The sequence below is a fragment of the Enterococcus faecium genome (assembly GCF_029023785.1).
Classification (GTDB): Bacteria; Bacillota; Bacilli; order Lactobacillales; family Enterococcaceae; genus Enterococcus_B; species Enterococcus_B faecium.
Genome location: NZ_CP118955.1, coordinates 531,926 through 546,394 on the forward strand (window position 1 = coordinate 531,926; position 14,469 = coordinate 546,394).

Below are 14,469 nucleotides of genomic sequence, written 5' to 3' on the forward strand. Positions count from 1 at the left end.
GAAAATTGTACACCTTTTACTGGTACCCGAAATGTTCAACATGCAAAAAAGCCAAAGCGTGGTTAGACCAGCATGGCGTTAGTTATCAAACCGTTGATATGATCAAAGAAGTACCGAAGGCCTCAACGATTGAGACTTGGCTAGAAACGAGTCAAGTACCAATCCGTCGCCTGTTCAACACAAGCGGGATGAAATATCGGGAACTTGGACTGAAAGATCAAGTAGGCGAGTTTACGGCTTCAAAAGCGAGCCAAGTCTTATCGACAGATGGTATGCTGATCAAGCGACCACTGATCTTACGAGAGGACCAGCTTGTTGCAATTGGATTCAATGAAAAAATTTATGAAGGAGAACTGATATAAAATGGCAGGCAAGCATTTGAAGAAAAAGGACAACCTTTGGATCTTATTTAATGGAAAAGAATACTGTGTTGGTTTGACAAATGAAGCGCAAGAAGAACTTGGAGACATCACGTTTGCCAATCTGCCAAAAGCAGGACAATCGCTAAAAAAAGATGAACCTCTGATCGAAGTTGAAGCGGAAAAAGCGGTCAATGAATTTGCCAGCCCGCTAACGGGTACAGTTTCTTCTGTTAATGATAAAATCGGTGAAGATATCAATATCTTGAATGATTCAGATGAAATGAATGCGTGGATCTTAAGTTTCAAAGATGTTGATCCAAAAGAATTTGACGAATTATAAAATCAGAAAATCACTTGAAAAAAGTTGACACTGATTCTTCCAGTTGCTATAATCATAAGCAATCCTATATGAAACGAGAAAGCTTTGAAAAGAAGAGTACATGTCACGGACGTTTGAAGAGAGCCCTGTTTGCTGAAAATGGGTAACGAAAATGAGATGGAAGATGGTCTTAGAGCAGAGTAAGCGAGCGTAAGCAAACTTACTACGGGAGTGCCCGTTACAGCGCGACAGTATACGGAAAGAAGCTAAGTCCAAGTACTGGAAGAGGCTGTTATTGCGAAGTAACGGTAAATCAAGGTGGTAACACGGAAGTTCAAGCTTTCGTCCTTTTGCTTAAGGCAAGAGGGCGAAGGCTTTTTTGTTTGAAAAATCATAAGAGAAAGATGTGAATGGCATGTCATTAATCCAACTAACGAATGTCAAAAAGACATTCAATGGGAAAAACGGAAACATCCAAGCCGTCAATGACGTTTCACTAAACGTTGAAAAAGGGGATATTTATGGAATCGTCGGCTATTCTGGCGCAGGAAAAAGTACATTAGTCCGTCTCCTGAATGGACTTGAGCTTCCCACGAGCGGCGAAGTGATCGTAAACGATCAAGATATTACAAAATTAAAAAACAAAGAATTACGTACATTCCGAAAGAAAATCGGTATGATCTTCCAGCATTTCAACCTGTTATGGTCAAGAACTGTACTTGAAAATATCCAGCTGCCGCTGGAATTAGCTGGCGTACCAAAGAGCAAACGTAAAGAACGGGCAGAAGAACTGTTGCGTTTAGTCGGGTTAGAAGGACGCGGACAAGCATATCCTTCACAACTTTCCGGCGGACAGAAACAACGCGTCGGTATCGCACGAGCATTGGCAAATGATCCTGAGATCCTGCTTTGTGATGAGGCTACTAGCGCATTGGACCCGCAAACAACAGAAGAAGTATTAGACTTATTGTTAGCGATCAATAAGAAATTGAATTTGACCATCGTCTTGATCACACATGAAATGAATGTGATCCGCAAAATCTGCAACAAAGTCGCTGTGATGGAGTTGGGGAAAGTCGTAGAAGAAGGAGACGTATTGACTGTCTTCAGACAACCGAAAAAAGAAGTAACCAAACGCTTTGTACAACAAGACATCGAACCAGAAGCTGATTCGACAGAACTATTAGCTGAACTCATCAAAGAAAATCCAAGCGGCCGTTTGGCAACTTTGACCTTTAGCGAAAGAAATGCCAACGAGCCAGTCATTTCCCAAGCGATTCGACGCTATAACATCGATGTCAACGTTGTGTATGGAAAGATCAAACAAGTGAAAGAAGGTTCCTTTGGTTCATTGACTGTCTTGATGACTGGTGAAACCAAAGAATTAGATCAAGCAGAAGTGTTCATCAAAGAACAAGGAGTAGGAATTGAGGTGATCCATCGTGGATAAAAGCTTTTCAGAAACATATCTAGATTTTAAACAAATCAACCCGGAAACGATGAATCAGGCTATCCTTGATACACTATATATGACATTAATCTCAATGGTCTTAGTGACGATCATCGGATTAGTTTTGGGATTGATCCTTTACTCTATTGGACGCAAAAACAAACCGTATGCTCGAATCATTTATGGAATCGTATCGATCATCAGTAATATTTTCCGGTCAACGCCATTTATGATCCTGATGGTTTTGATCATTCCATTTACTAAAGCAATCGTAGGCACTATGCTAGGTGCGCAAGCAGCCATTCCAGCTCTTGTTTTATCCGCAGCACCATTTTATGCCCGTCTAGTAGAGATTGCTTTTCGTGAAGTCAGCCCTGGTGTACTGGAAGCAGCAGATGCAATGGGAGCAAGTTACTGGGAAATCATCTGGAAGGTCTTGATACCTGAAAGTATTCCCGCATTGATTTCTGGATTAACAGTTACAACGATCTCGATGATCGGATTTACTGCGATGGCCGGCGCGATCGGCGCAGGTGGACTTGGAGGTCTTGCTTGGCAGGAAGGCTACCAGCGTGGTAATCTAACAGTGACATTCGTTGCGACTTTAATTATTTTACTAATCGTATTTATCGTTCAAGGAATCGGTGATTTCTTAACTAAGAAAACAGACAAAAGATAATAGGATATAGGGGGATGTAGGATATGAAAAAGAAAATTTTTGGATTTGCAGCAGCGCTTTTGCTGACTGTAGGATTAGCAGCATGCGGTAACAACAGCGACAGCAAAGATTCAGCAAATAAAGCAGACGACACGACATTGAAAGTCGGCGCTTCACCGACACCGCACGCAGAGATTTTGGAACATGTGAAACCATTATTGAAAGATGAAGGAATCGATCTTGAAATCGTCAAATTCGATGACTATGTATTACCGAACCAATCTTTGGAAGAAGGCGACATTGATGCCAATTACTTCCAGCATATTCCTTATTTGAACAAAGAAATCAAAGAAAAAGGATATGACTTTGTCAATGCCGGTGCTGTCCACATCGAACCAATGGGCTTGTACTCTAAAAAAGTCAAAGATGTTTCCGAATTAAAAGATGGTGCAACAATCATTACTTCAAATTCTGAATCAGACTGGGGACGCATCATCACAATTCTACAAGATGCTGGCTTAGTCAAAGTCAAAGATGGAGTAGATCTGGAAACAGCAACATTCGATGATATTGAAGAAAACCCTAAGAACTTGAAGTTCAACCATACGATCGACCCATCACTTTTAGCTTCTACGTACCAAAATGATGAAGGTGACCTAGTTGCAATCAACGCAAACTTCGCTTACGGCGCAGGGTTGAATCCATTAGAAGATGCCGTATTGCTTGAAAAGGACAACTCTCCTTACGTGAATATTATTGCGACTCGTAAAGGTGATGAAGACAGTGACAAAATCAAAAAACTGATTGAAGTGCTTCACCGCAAAGAAGTCCAAGAATGGATCACAGACAAATGGGGCGGCTCTGTTAAACCAGTAAAGGCTGATGCAAAATAAGGTATGGAACAAAAAAGATGAGAAATAAGTCTGTAATGGCTTATTTCTCATCTTTTTTATACCTATTCTAATTTAGAAATCAAAATTGTTTAATAATAAATAAAAGATATTTGATTTTAGTAAGGAAGGTCATTGCGCTTCATTCTCAATTAGTCTAAAATGAGTGAGAACGAAAGAGAATTTGGGGGTATAATGCATGTCTGTCTTAGAAATAAAAAATCTACATGTGTCGATCGAGGAAAAAGAAATCCTTAAAGGCGTAAACCTAACAATGAAAACCGGAGAAATCCATGCCATCATGGGACCTAACGGCACAGGAAAATCTACCTTATCTGCCGCTATCATGGGCAATCCAAACTATGAAGTAACAGAAGGCGAAATTTTGTTTGACGGGAAAAATGTTTTAGACTTGGAAGTAGATGAACGTGCGCGACTTGGCTTATTTTTAGCTATGCAATATCCAAGTGAGATACCAGGTATCACGAATGCGGAATTCATGCGTGCAGCGATCAATGCGAAACGTGATGAAAACGACAAAATTTCTGTTATGGCATTTTTGAAAAAGTTAGATGAAAAAATGGCTTTACTAAATATGCCAGAAGAAATGGCTGAACGTTATCTGAACGAAGGTTTTTCTGGCGGAGAAAAGAAACGGAATGAGATCCTGCAATTGTTGATGTTAGAACCTACATTTGCAATTTTAGACGAAATCGATTCAGGTCTGGATATCGATGCTTTGAAAGTCGTTGCTAAAGGAGTAAATGAAATGCGCGGAGACAATTTCGGTGCATTGATCATCACCCACTATCAACGATTATTGAACTATATCACACCTGATGTCGTTCACATCATGATGGAAGGCCGAGTAGTCATGACAGGGAATGCTGACCTAGCTAAACGTCTGGAAGCAGAAGGCTACGCTGGTATCAGTAAAGAATTAGGAATCGACTATAAAGAAGAAGAAGCGTAAGGGGGAGCAAGAATGAAAGAAAAAAACTGGCTCGATTATCTTGACGCGGTAAATGATTTTTCTTTAAGTAAAGGCGAACCTGATTGGATGAGAACCTTCCGTCAAGACGCACTAGCGAAAGCAGATGAACTGCCATTGCCGCATATCGATCGGGTGAAATTCCATCGCTGGTCGTTATTTGATGTGAAAGAAACACAAACCATCAGTGAAACAGGCACGATTCCGGCATTTGATGCAATGAAAGACAATCCTGTGCTTGTCCAACAAGGTTCATGGACGATTTTTGAACAACTGCCTGTGGAATTAGCAGAAAAAGGAGTCATTTTTACCGACTTGTTCACTGCAATGATCGAATATCCAGAACTAGTCCAAGAATATTATATGAAAAAAGCAGTAAACATGAACGAAGACCAATTGACTGCACTCCATGTAGCTTTTATGAACAGCGGTATTTTCCTGTATGTGCCTAAAAATGTCGTGATCGATGAACCACTCGAGTCCTTATTCATTCAAGATGGCGCATCCGATGAGCACTTCTTCAAGCATGTGTTGATCGTGGCAGATGAACATAGTGAATTTTCTTATCTGGAACGTTTCCAGACAACCAAAGAACAAGTAGCAAAATCATCAGGTAATATCATCGTGGAAGTCATCGCTAAAGCTGGTTCAAAAATCAAATATTCAGCCGTAGATCAATTAGGAGAAAATATTACTTCTTATATGAATCGCCGTGGGCACATTTTACGAGATGCTTCTGTCGACTGGGCAATTGGTGTCATGAATGACGGTCATGTGATCGCTGACTTTGACTCAGATTTAGCAGGAGAAGGTGCACACGCAGAAGTCAAAATCGTGGCAATCAGCTCGGGCAGACAAATCCAAGGAATCGATACACGAGTAACCAATAAAGCCCCTCATACGATCGGGCATATTTTGCAACACGGAGTGATCCGAGAAAAAGGAACATTGACCTTTAATGGTATCGGCCACATCTTGAAAGGGGCAAAAGGTGCAGATGCCCAACAAGAAAGTCGTGTCTTGATGCTTTCTGATAAAGCACGTGGTGATGCGAATCCTATTCTTTTGATCGATGAAAACGAAGTAACTGCTGGACATGCTGCCAGTGTAGGACGAGTTGATCCAGAAGAAATGTACTATCTGATGAGTAGAGGATTGCATAAAGAAGAAGCAGAGCGCTTAGTGATTCGAGGATTCCTCGGTTCTGTCTTAACAGCAATCCCTGTAGAACAAGTTCGGAAAGAATTAGTCGAAGTAATCGAAGGGAAGTTGAATGGATGATCGATGCTAAAAAGCTACGCAATGATTTTCCTATCTTATTTCAAGACGTCAATGATGAACCTTTAGTTTATCTGGATAATGCAGCGACGACCCAAAAGCCAAAACAAGTACTCCAGGCATTAGCGTACTATTACGAACACGATAACGCCAATGTTCATCGCGGTGTCCATACGTTAGCAGAACGCGCGACCCATGATTATGAACAAGCAAGAGAAAAAGTACGGGCGTTCATCCATGCAAAAGAAACAGCAGAAGTGCTGTTTACTCGTGGTACGACGACAAGCTTGAATTGGGTAGCCAGAAGCTTCGGCGACCGCTATATCAAAGCAGGAGACGAGATAGTGCTCTCTTACATGGAACATCATTCTAATGTTATCCCGTGGCAGCAGTTGGCAAAACGAACAGGTGCTGTCTTGAAATATATCGAACTAACAGAAGAAGGCTTCCTGGATATGGAGGATGCAGCGAAAAAGATTACGGACAAAACCAAAATCGTCTCCATTGCTCATGTATCCAATGTCTTAGGTGTCATCAATCCTGTTCAAGAATTAGCTGAACTTGTCCATGAAAACGGCGGGGTCATCGTAGTAGATGGTGCTCAATCTGCCCCGCACATGGCCATTGATGTCCAAGCACTAGACTGTGATTTCTTTGCTTTCAGCGGACACAAAATGTGCGGACCAACAGGTATTGGTGTTTTATATGGTAAACGAAAATGGTTAGAAGAAATGGAACCTGTTGAATTTGGTGGCGAAATGATCGATTTTGTCGAATTATACGACAGTACATGGAAAGAACTACCTTGGAAATTCGAAGCAGGGACACCAAATATCGCCGGCGCTATCGCATTAGGCCATGCAATCGATTATTTGCAAAAACTCGGTATGGACAATATCCATCGATATGAAGAAGAACTAGCCGCTTATGTGTTGCCAAAATTACAAGCAATTGATGGATTGACTGTTTATGGTCCACAAGACCCGAATTTTCGGACAGGAGTCGTTGCATTCAATTTGGATGGGTTACATCCCCATGATGTCGCGACAGCTTTAGACATGGAAGGGGTAGCCGTCAGAGCAGGTCATCATTGTGCGCAACCGCTATTGAAGTACCTTGAAGTATCAGCGACTGCTCGCGCGAGCTTTTATTTCTACAACACAACGCAAGACGCCGACCGTTTAGTTGAAGCAATCATGGCAACAAAGGAGTTTTTCCAACATGGGACTATCTAAATTAGACAATTTATACCGTCAAGTGATCTTGGATCATTCTTCCCATCCGCATCATCGTGGAAGCTTGACTGACTCGACAAGCAAGATCGAATTGAACAACCCCACATGTGGAGATGTGATCGAATTGCAAGTCGATGTAAAAGACGGAATCATCAAAAATATCGCCTTTGACGGCAGTGGCTGCTCCATCAGTACGGCAAGTGCCTCGATGATGACAGACGCCGTCATCGGAAAATCAATAGAAGAAGCAGAACATTTAACTGTAGACTTTCTACAGCTTGTCCAAGGAAAAGAAGTCAAAGATCCCGACCAATTAGGCGATGCTGCTATGCTTGGTGGTGTAGCTAAATTTCCCGCTCGGATCAAATGTGCGACACTTGCCTGGAAAGCACTAGGAAAAGCAATGGAAAACGATGGTACCGCAGCTTTCCATCATTACCACAAGGAAGAGGAGTGAGAACATGGGCGTACCAGAATTAGAAGAATATAAATTCGGGTTTCACGATGATGTCGAACCGGTTTTCAGTACAGGAGAAGGCTTGACAGAAGAAGTGATCCGTGAGATGTCAAGAATCAAAGGCGAACCAGAATGGATGCTTGAATTCCGTCTGAAATCTCTAGAAACATTTAACAAAATGCCAATGCAAACATGGGGCCCCGACCTTTCAGACATCGATTTCGATGCCATCAAATATTACCAAAAACCAAGTGACAAACCCGCTCGTGACTGGGAAGACGTACCAGAAAAAATCAAAGATACATTTGAAAAGATTGGTATACCAGAAGCTGAACGAGCTTATCTAGCCGGTGCTTCCGCACAATATGAATCAGAAGTCGTGTACCATAATATGAAAGATGAATTCGAAAAGTTAGGAATCGTCTTTACTGACACTGACTCTGCTTTGAAAGAATACCCTGAATTATTCAAAGAGTACTTTTCAAAACTTGTACCGCCAACCGACAACAAATTAGCAGCGCTGAATTCAGCCGTATGGTCAGGTGGGACCTTTATTTACGTGCCAAAAGGCGTCAAAGTCGATGTTCCATTACAAACGTACTTCCGGATCAATGCGGAAAACACGGGGCAATTCGAACGTACGCTGATCATTGTTGACGAAGGAGCAAGCATCCACTATGTCGAAGGTTGTACGGCACCTACTTATTCAAGTAACAGCCTGCATGCCGCCATCGTAGAAATCTTTACAAGAAAAGATGCGTATTGCCGTTACACAACGATCCAAAACTGGTCAGACAATGTGTACAACTTAGTAACCAAACGAGCAAAAGCATACGAAGGCGCAACCGTTGAATGGATCGACGGAAACCTAGGTGCAAAAACAACGATGAAATACCCAAGTGTTTACTTAGATGGAAAAGGTGCACGAGGCACCATGCTCTCCATCGCCTTTGCAGGAGCAAACCAAATCCAAGATACGGGTGCAAAAATGATCCACAATGCACCAAATACATCTAGCTCTATCGTCTCTAAATCAATTTCAAAAGACGGCGGAGAAGTAAACTATCGAGGACAAGTAACCTTTGCCAAAAACAGTGCGGGTTCGATCTCTCATATCGAATGTGACACGATCATCATGGACGAATGGTCGAAATCCGATACGATCCCATTCAATGAGATCCACAACAGCCAAGTCTCTTTAGAACACGAAGCCAAAGTCTCAAAAATCTCAGAAGAACAACTCTACTATCTGATGAGCCGAGGCCTGACCGAATCTGAAGCAACTGAAATGATCGTCATGGGCTTTGTTGAACCATTCACCAAAGAACTTCCAATGGAATATGCAGTCGAACTCAATCGATTGATCAGTTATGAGATGGAAGGGTCTGTGGGGTAATATCTATTTCATTGCTCGAAACGTTGATATTAAAGCGTTTCGAGCATTTTTTTATTTGGATTTTAATGATTGGCTACGTTTAGAATTATTCGCTCATAAATTTTGCGAATCGGTCACCAGTTTTCTTAACAGATTGTGGTGTGACATGAGCATAGATATTCATGGTAGTTTTAATATCTTTGTGACTTAATCGTTCTTGTACTTCTTTTATCGAAGCACCACTTTCAAACAATAAGCTACAGTGGGTATGCCTAAATCCATATGGAGTAATTTGAGGCTCCATCGGTGTCTTTTTGTAAATCCAATTTAACCAATCGGTTACTACTTGAGTATAGTGGATCTTGTCTTAGTTTGCAGTGAATAAAAACTATTTTTGTTAATATATATTATATCAATGTCGAATCGTTATGCTCATTCTATTATCCGCCACAAGGAGTTTTACAACTGCTTAGAAATCAGATTACTCGTTCAAATAATAATGCAAATTGAATCAATAAAAGAAGCGTTGAATAAGAGCTCATTCTTTCAACGCTTCTTTTATTAGGAGATTTTAATGACCATATCAACTTCTCTTTCAGGATTAGGTAATTCATGAAAGCTAGTGTTTATAGCGCTTAATTGATCAACTAACCATGTTTTATTTTTTGACTCTTAGACGAATTTAAAATTAATATCATTGTTCTCGTGTTGAAGAGGTGTCTCCAAATAATCTGGTGAATATTCATAATCAACTTAACCTGCTAATACAAAAGAGGGTAATCCATAATTTAGTGTCAGATTTAATGGATGGTCGTAAGCTTTTATTTTTTTTAACGTCATATTGTACATATCTTCAGCCATAAAAGTTGAGTTTGTGATTTCATATTGTGTTTCATTAAAAAAAGTTATCCGAATAATCGCTTATTTTTGAAAAGTCTTTATTGACACCAGCCTCAAAAAATTGTTCAACTTTTTCAGTATAAAGTTGTGCTAACGCTCCTTTTTCAATATTAACTTTGATATTTTCATGTCTATCAATTTGAGTGCTGTTCAGTAAGGGAAGATCAGCTTTTAGTTTTATATCGTCTTGATTTCTTTCAATTTCAATCGGCAAAATCTTTTCAATAGATTCAGTTTCTGATAAAGGGACATCTAGTTTTTTATCATGGTAATAAGCTTCAAATCCATTTGGAACCGGAAAAAAATGTATTGGGTAATTCTTTTCTGAGGTTGTTGTACTAGTTTCCGTACTTGTAGAACTTGTGTCAGAAGTGGTACACCCGCTTATAGTTCCGATGAGTAAAACGCAGGTTAAAATGATTGCAAATTTCTTCAAAAAAATTCCTCCTTAAAATTGAATATGGACTAATACTAGTCCCATTGTAGCATACCAAATCTTTAACATTAATAAGAAAAAGGACTAATTTTAGTCCAAAAGGTGTGCTATTCTTGAAAGAGGAAAAAATTATTGATAGAGAAAATGTAATCGGTAGCAATATTAGACGATTCCGAGTAGAAAAAGGAATCGGTCAAACCGAGCTAGTTAGAGACCTACAGCTTAGAAAAATCGCTATAACTAGGGAAACATTGGTTAAGATTGAAAGCGGCCGCCAACACATTAAGTTGGATCAATTGAGAGCTATTAGGGATGTTCTACAGGTGTCTTATGAAGACTTGCTTCAATAACTACTTGTAGTCTTTAGTATAAGAAGCTATTTTTACACCCTTATGTATCACAAAGAAATACTGGTATAATAATGAATGGGATATGTAACGATAGGGTATACTATATTCTCAACAGGTTATACTGAGAATCCAATTAAACCAAATCATTTGAAAGTATACAAAACGTTGTTGGATAAAGCATATGAATTTGTATTTTCAGAACACTTTAGATTCTTAGAAAACTATGATTTACCTAGTTCACTGGATGTTGGTATTGAACTATATGATGGAGTAGAAAAGAAAAATCTAAAGTTAAATTTATCAAAAGATTATAGCAAAAATAGTCCAGTGTTAAGAGAGCTAGAAATGCAATGAATCCAATGATAATTTATCTTAATGTAAATTGCTTAACTCTAATTGTTTCTCGTGATTATGATTTTGCTACTGATGTATATGTTGAAGAAAATAAAGGCTTGAAGTTAGAGCTTACTGGATATAATTTGTCGCAGCAATTGATACTATTAGTGGGGCGGTAAACTCTTTAGCAACCACATACTTCTGAATATAACTTTCAATCAATATCTGTAGGTGAAGATAATGTTGGACAATTGTAAGAGTCTTGTTATCGTTTAAGAAATTGAAGGAGGAATCTTGCTAATTGATGAAGTAGACGCAGGTCTTTTTCCAGCTGCACAAATTGAATTTTTTTATGTCTTAACCCAATTTTTTTAAGACTAGGGTATTCAGGTGATAATGACCCAATACTCTCCAACGATGATTAAAAAAGTTTTTATCCAAAGAGATATTAAAAACTATAAATAAACTATTTAACGAATACTTTTGATAAAATTCAAGTGATGACAGATTAAAGCTGGATATATATGCAGATATGTATGTAAGGACAAAAAGTTGATGAAGATTTAATACTGCAAAAAATAAATATTTCAGGAGGTGTATTTTTTGCCAACAACCAACTCCCTTTTGAGGTATCTGGCAGGAAAAAGTCAATTGTATAAATTTGAAAAAAACAATAGACAAGAGTATTGGAGAATATGAAATTTATATCGAGATATCGAGCATTTTGCAGAGGGAGCCGGGGTGGCCCATTCAGCTATTAATTCAAAAGAATATGAAAATGACTGCAATTAATAATTTAGATAAATCTATGCGTTCTTTATGGTATTCAATATTAAATTATCCCAACAAATTTATCAATCTGATTAACAAAACCATTGTAAACATTGAAGAATGGCCAAGACAGAAAGAAATTTGTAAAAAAGAGTTTAATCATCCTTTTTCTTTAGAGGAAGGGTTTGCGACCTTCTTCCTAAATATAACGAACGTAAGTGGTATTACTAGCGGTGGACAGGTAGAGGGGACAAAACAAGAAAGTAAGTACAAGGTAGGTTGTTGCTTTAATAAGCAATCTTTAATAAAAAAATAAGGGATATTTCTTTACTAAAAGATTCAATTAACTAATATGGATGTTGAATCTTATACAGATGGTATTTCATTTAATTATCCAAAAGAGAAAATGTTCATTTTTTTGAGCCTCCATATTTTAATCAATGTAAAAAAATCTTTATTTGAATTTATTGATAAAGATAAGCATAGCATTAGGGATTATTACTTATGACAATCCAGATGAAATTTATTGAGATTTATAAAGAATTTCGCTAAAAATATAAGTATATGCTTAGATATTCTGTTAATAATAAGCGTAAAGAAAAAGCTTGGGAATATCGTTTTACTAGTTAAATTACAAAAATTGATAATTTTGCTAATGTAGAACCTTTGAAACTAATTGATAAGTAGCTTTTTACCAAAAACACACCACGTAACTTGAATACGATTGAAAACTAATCATTAAAATTTATTATTAGCAAAGTGATTAATCCTATTCAAAAAGCACCTAGCTTCAATTATCGTCAATGAACTTAACTTCATAGCTGAAGAAAAATCTGAATAAAGAAACGATGGCTGAACCCTTGATAGATAAGGGTTCAGCTCTTTTTAGGAACTTATGTCATAGCCACTTTTTTACATAAATCAGCTAATTAGAGAACAAATTTTGTAATTTGAGATGATGAACTTCTAAAAGACGTTGATACAGATCAGTTTCAAAATCGCTGTAATGACAAAAATCAAGGACTGTATACTTAGAAGAATCAAGACCAGCAGGAATCAGTAGAGGTGAACCAAAGATGAAAAAGTCATATTCTTCAGTGATGGGAAGTGTGAGTAGCTCGATATCTACAAAGGGGATTTTCTTTCCTAAATTCAAGATTTCTTCGGAAATCAGATGTTCAGAGACGTTAACAAACCCAACTTTCAATTTATAGTTTTCATCGATTTCTGAATAATACGGATAAAGTAAACTGGTTTGTAGAAAGGCTAATTCACTTACGCATGATTTCAGCCATGTATAGTTTTTTCGTTGTGCGATTTTTTTCCAAAAACCTTCGATTTTGATTGTCAAGATACGTAAAAGTGGGTATTTATCTTTAATATAAGAAGAGATAAATAGTGTGGTCAAAGGAATTTTTTGCTTGAACATGCTAAAATTACCAATTGATAGATAGAGATTCAAAAGCAAAGCTGGCTCTTTTTCAAACTGGAGTGTACCAATAAATGTCTGACAATGCTTCTGAAATTCCTCTAAGATATCTTTGACCTCATTGCTCGGTTGTTCATACGAATGATGAACGATCGGCACACGAATGTCTTGATTAGAGGTAAGAAGCGGCCAGTAATAGAATAAGTAAAACAAAGAGTTTACCTCTAAGATATCTAAACGAAGATTCGCAATTTTGAAGAAGTCGTAAAAAAAGTCAATGTTTGTTTCGCTTGGAATAAAGGAATCTCTTGATAATCTATAGATATCCGTAAAATGATTATTTTCGATCCTCAGCAAACAAATCAGGCAATGGAGGCTGGATTGTTTTTTTCCTAAATCAAACTTATTCTTGTGTTGCGATCCTTCGTGCTTATAAATCAATGCACGAACTTCTTGGCTGTAAGGAATGCTATCCAGGCTTTCCCCTAATGAAACAAACCAAAAGAAATTGAAAAAGATGATGCGAATCAGCATTTCAGAACCAGATAAGGTAAGATTCGATAAATTCAAGTTGATATTGTATTCCTTCAAATATTCAGCCAATTTTTTTGTTTGCCGAAAACACGTTGAGCGGCTGATAAATTGGCGATTGCAAAAAGCTGCAAGATTTTCATCTTGTTCGGTCAGAAGACTGATCAATAATTTATAAGGAACACTTTCTGTTGATAGGTAATGTTGGTATTGGATATATTGAACAAGTTGTTCAGGAATGGATAACTTATTTTTATTATGTAACAGTTTAATATCAGTAAATTGTCCTAAATCATCTTGTATATCACATAGGATTTTTTTGAAACGAGTCGCACTGAAATAGAAATCTAAGTTTTCTCGTACATGATCTAAACTATATTCCCCCGGCCGTAAGGTCATCACCTTTCCATACACGCTTAATTTCATTCTCGCATGGTCATCTAATAAAATTTTTTCAATCAATTCTTCACCTTCTTTTTATGTTTTTATTATTAATACCGTATTTATTTTTTCTTGTAAATACTTGTCTCGATTTTCTAAAAAAACTATACAGGATTTAGAAATATTTTTTTTAAATTTATCTCAAAATTACCACTTAATGAGTATATTTTGTGAGAGAAAAGAATAAATAACCTATTTTCAATAACTAATTATTAGATATATTTATTAATCTATCTCAAGTTTAATTTCCTTTAAAATAA

15 protein-coding genes, 1 pseudogene and 1 other annotated feature are annotated in these 14,469 nt (G+C 37.8%); of the genes and pseudogenes, 13 read left to right on the forward strand and 3 right to left on the reverse strand.

Annotated features, from left to right (window positions below):
• Positions 1-5 precede the first annotated feature (5 nt).
• The 10 genes from PYW34_RS02500 (at position 6) to sufB (ending at position 9,036) form a co-directional block, all read left to right on the forward strand.
• Positions 6-362 carry an arsenate reductase family protein gene (locus tag PYW34_RS02500; protein ID WP_002295166.1) on the forward strand — a complete coding sequence of 119 codons (357 nt, stop codon included), beginning with the start codon at positions 6-8 and terminating at the stop codon, positions 360-362.
• Position 363: 1 nt separating this feature from the next.
• Positions 364-702, forward strand: a complete 339-nt coding sequence (locus tag PYW34_RS02505; protein ID WP_002291179.1) for a glycine cleavage system protein H — start codon at positions 364-366, stop codon at positions 700-702.
• A gap of 75 nt (positions 703-777) precedes the next feature.
• Positions 778-1,034, forward strand: a binding site (T-box leader).
• Positions 1,035-1,096: 62 nt separating this feature from the next.
• Entirely contained in the window at positions 1,097-2,131 is a 1,035-nt protein-coding gene (locus PYW34_RS02510) for a methionine ABC transporter ATP-binding protein (protein WP_002304234.1), read from the forward strand.
• Positions 2,124-2,810, forward strand: a complete 687-nt coding sequence (locus tag PYW34_RS02515; protein ID WP_002287674.1) for a methionine ABC transporter permease — start codon at positions 2,124-2,126, stop codon at positions 2,808-2,810. The genes PYW34_RS02510 and PYW34_RS02515 overlap by 8 nt, the downstream gene beginning before the upstream one ends.
• 23 nt (positions 2,811-2,833) lie before the next feature.
• Positions 2,834-3,682 carry a MetQ/NlpA family ABC transporter substrate-binding protein gene (locus PYW34_RS02520; RefSeq protein WP_002287678.1) on the forward strand — a complete coding sequence of 283 codons (849 nt, stop codon included), beginning with the start codon at positions 2,834-2,836 and terminating at the stop codon, positions 3,680-3,682.
• A 196-nt stretch (positions 3,683-3,878) separates the two neighbouring features.
• Positions 3,879-4,652 carry a Fe-S cluster assembly ATPase SufC gene (gene sufC, locus PYW34_RS02525; protein ID WP_002287679.1) on the forward strand — a complete coding sequence of 258 codons (774 nt, stop codon included), beginning with the start codon at positions 3,879-3,881 and terminating at the stop codon, positions 4,650-4,652.
• A gap of 12 nt (positions 4,653-4,664) precedes the next feature.
• On the forward strand, positions 4,665-5,951 hold the full coding sequence (gene sufD, locus PYW34_RS02530; protein WP_002287681.1) for a Fe-S cluster assembly protein SufD: 1,287 nt from the start codon (positions 4,665-4,667) through the stop codon (positions 5,949-5,951).
• Positions 5,948-7,183 carry a cysteine desulfurase gene (locus PYW34_RS02535; RefSeq protein ID WP_002330031.1) on the forward strand — a complete coding sequence of 412 codons (1,236 nt, stop codon included), beginning with the start codon at positions 5,948-5,950 and terminating at the stop codon, positions 7,181-7,183. The genes sufD and PYW34_RS02535 overlap by 4 nt, the downstream gene beginning before the upstream one ends.
• Positions 7,170-7,640, forward strand: coding sequence for a Fe-S cluster assembly sulfur transfer protein SufU (sufU, locus tag PYW34_RS02540; protein ID WP_002287684.1), 471 nt, complete (start codon positions 7,170-7,172; stop codon positions 7,638-7,640). Before PYW34_RS02535 ends, sufU begins: the two co-directional genes overlap by 14 nt.
• Before the next feature lie 4 nt (positions 7,641-7,644).
• Positions 7,645-9,036, forward strand: coding sequence for a Fe-S cluster assembly protein SufB (gene sufB / locus PYW34_RS02545; protein ID WP_002287686.1), 1,392 nt, complete (start codon positions 7,645-7,647; stop codon positions 9,034-9,036).
• Between the two features lie 85 nt (positions 9,037-9,121).
• Here sufB and PYW34_RS02550 read toward each other — a convergent pair.
• Positions 9,122-9,403, reverse strand: a pseudogene (locus tag PYW34_RS02550) (tyrosine-type recombinase/integrase); the annotation flags it as partial.
• Positions 9,404-9,910: 507 nt separating this feature from the next.
• Entirely contained in the window at positions 9,911-10,351 is a 441-nt protein-coding gene (locus PYW34_RS02555; protein ID WP_002325103.1) for a hypothetical protein, read from the reverse strand.
• A gap of 104 nt (positions 10,352-10,455) precedes the next feature.
• Between PYW34_RS02555 and PYW34_RS02560 the strand changes: the two genes are divergently transcribed.
• The 3 genes from PYW34_RS02560 (at position 10,456) to PYW34_RS02570 (ending at position 12,124) form a co-directional block, all read left to right on the forward strand.
• Entirely contained in the window at positions 10,456-10,701 is a 246-nt protein-coding gene (locus PYW34_RS02560) for a helix-turn-helix domain-containing protein (protein WP_002313380.1), read from the forward strand.
• Positions 10,702-10,776: 75 nt separating this feature from the next.
• Entirely contained in the window at positions 10,777-11,055 is a 279-nt protein-coding gene (locus PYW34_RS02565) for a hypothetical protein (RefSeq protein ID WP_002333412.1), read from the forward strand.
• A gap of 760 nt (positions 11,056-11,815) precedes the next feature.
• Positions 11,816-12,124: a DNA methyltransferase gene (locus PYW34_RS02570; RefSeq protein WP_224446531.1), complete on the forward strand. Its 309-nt coding sequence runs from the start codon at positions 11,816-11,818 to the stop codon at positions 12,122-12,124.
• A 609-nt stretch (positions 12,125-12,733) separates the two neighbouring features.
• Here PYW34_RS02570 and PYW34_RS02575 read toward each other — a convergent pair.
• On the reverse strand, positions 12,734-14,230 hold the full coding sequence (locus PYW34_RS02575) for a helix-turn-helix domain-containing protein (protein WP_002325101.1): 1,497 nt from the start codon (positions 14,228-14,230) through the stop codon (positions 12,734-12,736).
• Positions 14,231-14,469 lie beyond the last annotated feature (239 nt).

Excerpts from the sequence above, each read along its gene's own strand:
- PYW34_RS02505 (WP_002291179.1), top strand. The coding sequence starts at position 364 with ATGGCAGGCAAGCATTTGAAGAAAAAGGACAACCTTTGGATCTTATTT.
- PYW34_RS02510 (WP_002304234.1), top strand. The coding sequence starts at position 1,097 with ATGTCATTAATCCAACTAACGAATGTCAAAAAGACATTCAATGGGAAA.
- PYW34_RS02520 (WP_002287678.1), top strand. The coding sequence starts at position 2,834 with ATGAAAAAGAAAATTTTTGGATTTGCAGCAGCGCTTTTGCTGACTGTA.
- sufC (WP_002287679.1), top strand. The coding sequence starts at position 3,879 with ATGTCTGTCTTAGAAATAAAAAATCTACATGTGTCGATCGAGGAAAAA.
- sufD (WP_002287681.1), top strand. The coding sequence starts at position 4,665 with ATGAAAGAAAAAAACTGGCTCGATTATCTTGACGCGGTAAATGATTTT.
- PYW34_RS02535 (WP_002330031.1), top strand. The coding sequence starts at position 5,948 with ATGATCGATGCTAAAAAGCTACGCAATGATTTTCCTATCTTATTTCAA.
- sufU (WP_002287684.1), top strand. The coding sequence starts at position 7,170 with ATGGGACTATCTAAATTAGACAATTTATACCGTCAAGTGATCTTGGAT.
- sufB (WP_002287686.1), top strand. The coding sequence starts at position 7,645 with ATGGGCGTACCAGAATTAGAAGAATATAAATTCGGGTTTCACGATGAT.
- PYW34_RS02565 (WP_002333412.1), top strand. The coding sequence starts at position 10,777 with ATGGGATATGTAACGATAGGGTATACTATATTCTCAACAGGTTATACT.
- PYW34_RS02570 (WP_224446531.1), top strand. The coding sequence starts at position 11,816 with ATGACTGCAATTAATAATTTAGATAAATCTATGCGTTCTTTATGGTAT.